Below are 4,963 nucleotides of genomic sequence, written 5' to 3'. Positions count from 1 at the left end.
GTCAAATGCAGCATGACCCATTCGATCATAACGTGATCTTTTGTCAGGATCACCTAGTATTTCATAAGCTTCTGCAGCTAATTTAAATTTTTCTTCTGCAGCTGCGTCATCAGGATTTTTATCGGGATGATATTGAATAGCTTTTTTTCTATAAGCTTTTTTTATTTCTTCAGGTGGAGCACTCTTGCTTATTCCTAATATTTCGTAAAAATCTTTCTTCATATACTGTTAAATTCCAATGCGTTAAATTCTAAAAATTGAAATCTTTAATTAATTTCCTATAACAACTTTTGGAAAACGAATAATTTTTTCTCCAAGCTTATATCCTTTTTCTAAAACATCAACTATTTTACCTTTTAAATTTTTTGACGGTGCAGGTATTTGTGTAATAGCTTCAGCAAAATCGGCATTAAAAACATCTCCTGCTTTAACTTCAACAACTTCTAGCCCTTTTGAAAACAATGTTGATTTTAATTTTTCATGAATTAATTCAACTCCCTTAACAAGGGCAACATCTTCAGATTTTGAAATTTCTAACATTGCCCTATCAAAATCGTCTAAAACAGGCAAAATAGCTTGTATAACTTCTTGATTAGCTGTTTTATATAATTCCATTCGTTCTTTTGATGTTCTCTTTTTATAATTGTCATATTCGGCAAATAGTCGTAAAAATTTATCTTTTTCTTTTAATAAATCTTCTTGTAATTGCTCTTCGACAGACAATTCTATCTGCTCAATTTCTTGATTATCTGAAACTACATCTTCAATAATAATATCTTTTTCAATGTTTTCAGTTGATGCTTGACTCATATTTTTAAAAATTTTTTTAAACATTTTTGTTTTGTTGGTATACAGCAAATCTATTGCCATTTATAATTTAATGTCAAATTGTCACAAAACTATAATACTTTCTTGTTTTATTGCCAATTTGTACCATTTTATTTTTTTTTGATACGTTCATGTTAAAAAAAAATGTTAAATTTGATAGTATTAATTTAAAAAGCAAATAACATGAAAAAAATATTCTTAGTTGGAATTGCAGCTTTTCTGTTTTTAAGTTGTAAAAAAGAAAAAACTGATTCAGCAAAGCCTTCATTAGTAGAAAACAATATTAATGGCACCTTTATTATAAATAGTGCTTCAACTATAGAATGGGAAGGTTCTAAACAAACAGGAAAACATCATGGAACTTTAGAATTAAATTATGGTGAATTTACTGTTAAAAAAGGAATAATAACAGAAGGTAGATTTGCTATAAATATGCATTCAATTGATGTAAAAGATTTAGAAGGTAAAGATAAAATTAAATTAGAAAATCATTTAAAAGGCATTAATTCACCTGAAATTACTGATCATTTTTTTAATGTAACTAAATATCCTGAAGCTACTTTTCTAGTTACTGGGTTTTTTAAAGAAGATGGATCTGACATGTTAGAGGGTGATTTAACTATTAAAAACAAAACAAATAAAATAAAATTTCCTATTTCAATAAGTGAGGTTGAAGGAAAGGTATTTATAAGTTCTCCTTCATTTGAAATAAATAGAACCTTATGGGGCGTTACTTATGGATCAAAAGCCTTTTTTGACGATTTAGGAGATCGGTTTATAAATGATGAGGTTTATTTAAAACTAAATTTACAAGCCAGTTTATAATTTTAAAATAAAAAAAGGAACACATTAAAATGTGTTCCTTTTTTTATTTTAACAAGCTAATTAAAGCTTTATCAATAGTAGCATATTTAAACTGATACCCTTGATTCAATATTTTTAATGCACTTACATTTTGACTGGAAAACAATAAAATATACATTTCTCCTAAAATTAATTTCATTACTAATTTTGGAATATTTGGCAGCCACAATGGTCGCTTTAAAAACTTTGCTATAGCCATAGTCATTTCTTTATTTGATATTGGGTATGGTGAAATCGCATTATAAACTCCTTCTAATTTATTTGATGTAACAAAGTGAAAAATATGAATTAAATCATCGATATGAATCCAAGATTGACTTTGACTTCCTGATCCAAATGTTGCACCAAAACCATATTTTATGGGTGCAACTATTTTTGGTAGTGCGCCTCCTTTATTTGACAAAACAATCCCAATTCTTATTTTAGAAACTAAAATATTTAAGGCATTAAAAGCGTCAACTTCATTCTCCCATTTTTGAACCACTTTACCTAAAAAAGAAGCATCTACATTTTTGTTTTCTTCATTATAAATAAATTCGAGACTATCGGGGTATATACCAACAGCTGATGCTGAAACTATTTGATTTACTTGATGCGAATTGTTTTGCAAAGTTGTAAAAAGCAATTTTGTGGGCAGTATCCTACTTTCTAAAATTTCTTTTTTATAGAACGAAGTCCATCGCTTTGCTACTGTAGCACCTGCTAAATGATAAATCACCGAAACACCTTCAAAGGCTTTTAAATCAATATCGTTTGCTATTGGGTTCCAATAATATCCTTTGTAGTTTTCTTTTGAAACCAGTTTATCTTTTGAAGTAGATAAATAATTTACTTTAACATTATTTTTAAGCAAAAAAACTACCAACTCTTGCCCAATCATTCCGGTTGCTCCCGTTATTAATACTTTCATTTTATGTTTTTATTCAAAGTTAGATATGAAATTTAAAAAAACATACTTATTTAACTACTCTTAACAAAAGTTTTGATTTATTTATTTTAATTCTATTTAATATCTATTGGAGAAAAACTATGAGAAATCCATTTAAAGTAAACCTGTGAGCTTAATTACTTTGAAAAATTTAACCTTTAACCTTTACACTCCATTCAAATTCCATTTCTGAAACTTGATCCCCATTTTGATTAGTTCCAATAGAAGTTAACCAAATCGTTTGACCAGAACCCGTTTCAATTGCTTTTTGGATGACATCTTTAATCAAATTTCCTTGATTACATTCAAAATTTATTCTGCCCGTTGCTTTTTTTGTAAAAGTTGATTTATTATTTGAAACTAACATGGATATGTTTTTAGTACTCTCTTTTACTTGTAATATTACTAAAGCTCCTGTTGTAAATTCAGCCGCCATAGCTTGAACAGCAAAATACATAGAATCAAATGGATTTTGATTTAACCACCTGTGTTTTACAGAGGTTCTGCAAACTTCTGAAGTTATTGTTTTTACTCGAACTCCACATAAAAATGCAGAAGGCAGCTTTAAGGCCATAAAGAAATTCAATTTTAACGGTGAAAATGTCATTATTACTATATTTATTAGGCTAATATACAATAAAATTTTATGCGTACTTACAAAATTCAAATGATGTGAATATGTTAAAATAATGTTAATTAATAGTACCATGCGTAACATAATACTGTTTTATGGACATATATTTGTATAACAAAATAACTAAACAAATGAGTAATTTCAAAAAAAATGAATTATGAACATTGAAAACACAAAAGCTCAAATGCGAAAAGGTGTTTTAGAATTTTGCATTCTTTCCGTATTAAAAGTAAAAGATGCTTACACTTCTGAAATCCTAGAAACATTAAAAGAAGCTAAATTATTAGTCGTTGAAGGAACTGTTTACCCTTTACTAACTCGACTAAAAAATGAAGGTTTATTACTCTACCGATGGGAAGAGTCAACATCTGGACCACCACGAAAATATTATGGTTTAACAGATGTAGGAAAAGATTTTTTAAAAGAATTAGGCAGCACTTGGAATGAATTATCAGAGGCTGTAAACACCATAACTATCAAAAATTAATTATCATGAATAAAACTATAAGTATAAATTTAGGAGGATACTTTTTTCATATTGATGAAGATGCGTATAGCAAACTTACGAGCTATTTAGACGCCGTAAAACGCTCACTATCTCCTGAAGGTAGAGAAGAAGTAGTCAAAGATATTGAGAGTAGAATAGCAGAACTTTTTCAGGAAAATATAAAAAATGAAAAACAAGTAATAAGCATTATTGAAGTTGAAGGCATGATATCTATCATGGGACAACCCGAAGATTATAAGATCGATGACGAGCCCTTAAAAAAAGAATCAAAATCATACAACACTTATTATACTTCTAAAAAATTATATAAAGATGATAACAATAAAACATTAGGTGGCGTTTGTGCAGGCTTAGGTCATTATATTGGCATTGACTCTATTTGGATAAAAATAGTTTTCATATTGCTAAGTTTTTCAGGTGGTTTTGGAATACCCTTGTATATTATTTTATGGATTTTACTCCCAAAAGCCATAAGCACAACTCAAAAATTAGAAATGCGTGGAATGCCAATTAACATTTCTAATATCGAAAAAAAGGTAAAAGAAGGCATTGACGATATTACAACTAAAATAAACGATATCGATACCGATAGAATAATACATAATGTAAAAAATGGTTCTCAAAAAATAGGCAATACTATTGAAGATGTGTTTTTAACACTTTTTAAAATCATTGGAAAAATAATAGGTACTTTTATAGTTATTGTATCTTCAATTTCATTAATTGGACTACTTCTTGGAACTGTGTTTATGTTTTTTTCAACAACAGTTAGCCACGTTCATATGCCGTGGAATGAGTATTTAAGAGCCGAAAATTATACCGATTTTCCCATGTGGATTTTGTACATATTTTCATTTTTTGTAACAGCAATTCCCGTTTTTATCTTTCTAATTTTAGGCCTAAAACTATTAGTTAACGATTTAAAATCTATTGGAAGTTATGCAAAATATAGCTTGTTGGCATTATGGCTATTATCTGTACTGTTTTTTATTTATTTTGGTTTAAGACAAGCTTCTGAAGTTGGGTTTGAAAGTAAAGTTATTGATAAAAGAGAACTCGTTATATCACCAAATGACACCTTAAAATTAAATATATCTTTTAATGACTTCTATACCAAAAGTATAAATGAAAAAAGTGATTTCGTATTTACTGTTGATGAAAATGAAAAAGAAATCATTTATTCTAACAATATAAAAATTCA

The 4,963-nt window shown here is 28.1% G+C and carries 7 protein-coding genes; 3 read left to right on the top strand and 4 right to left on the bottom strand.

The annotated features are described in order from the left end of the window. A partial coding sequence (locus tag AABM47_RS08420) for a DnaJ domain-containing protein (RefSeq protein WP_338410484.1) occupies nucleotides 1–222 on the bottom strand: 222 nt, incomplete at its 3' end. Nucleotides 223–270: 48 nt separating this feature from the next. Next, nucleotides 271–834 carry a nucleotide exchange factor GrpE gene (locus AABM47_RS08415; protein ID WP_338410483.1) on the bottom strand — a complete coding sequence of 188 codons (564 nt, stop codon included), beginning with the start codon at nucleotides 832–834 and terminating at the stop codon, nucleotides 271–273. Between the two features lie 177 nt (nucleotides 835–1,011). Here AABM47_RS08415 and AABM47_RS08410 point away from each other — a divergent pair, with 177 nt between their 5' ends. Next, a complete protein-coding gene (locus tag AABM47_RS08410; RefSeq protein WP_338410482.1) occupies nucleotides 1,012–1,653 on the top strand; it encodes a YceI family protein in 642 nt (213 codons plus the stop codon). Nucleotides 1,654–1,696: 43 nt separating this feature from the next. On the opposite strand, the gene AABM47_RS08405 is transcribed toward AABM47_RS08410, so the two are convergent. Both AABM47_RS08405 and AABM47_RS08400 read right to left on the bottom strand, forming a co-directional pair. Beyond that, nucleotides 1,697–2,602: a TIGR01777 family oxidoreductase gene (locus AABM47_RS08405; RefSeq protein WP_338410481.1), complete on the bottom strand. Its 906-nt coding sequence runs from the start codon at nucleotides 2,600–2,602 to the stop codon at nucleotides 1,697–1,699. Between the two features lie 169 nt (nucleotides 2,603–2,771). After that, nucleotides 2,772–3,227 carry a DUF4442 domain-containing protein gene (locus AABM47_RS08400; protein ID WP_338410480.1) on the bottom strand — a complete coding sequence of 152 codons (456 nt, stop codon included), beginning with the start codon at nucleotides 3,225–3,227 and terminating at the stop codon, nucleotides 2,772–2,774. Nucleotides 3,228–3,411: 184 nt separating this feature from the next. Here AABM47_RS08400 and AABM47_RS08395 point away from each other — a divergent pair, with 184 nt between their 5' ends. Beyond that, nucleotides 3,412–3,741: a PadR family transcriptional regulator gene (locus AABM47_RS08395; protein ID WP_338410479.1), complete on the top strand. Its 330-nt coding sequence runs from the start codon at nucleotides 3,412–3,414 to the stop codon at nucleotides 3,739–3,741. A gap of 5 nt (nucleotides 3,742–3,746) precedes the next feature. Continuing rightward, nucleotides 3,747–4,963, top strand: a 1,217-nt coding sequence (locus AABM47_RS08390; protein ID WP_338410478.1) for a PspC domain-containing protein, incomplete at its 3' end; no start/stop codon positions are given.

The sequence above is a fragment of the uncultured Flavobacterium sp. genome (genome assembly GCF_963925415.1).
Lineage (GTDB): Bacteria > Bacteroidota > Bacteroidia > Flavobacteriales > Flavobacteriaceae > Flavobacterium.
The sequence above is the reverse complement of the archived record's forward strand: the minus strand, read 5'-3'. Positions and strand labels throughout refer to the sequence as shown.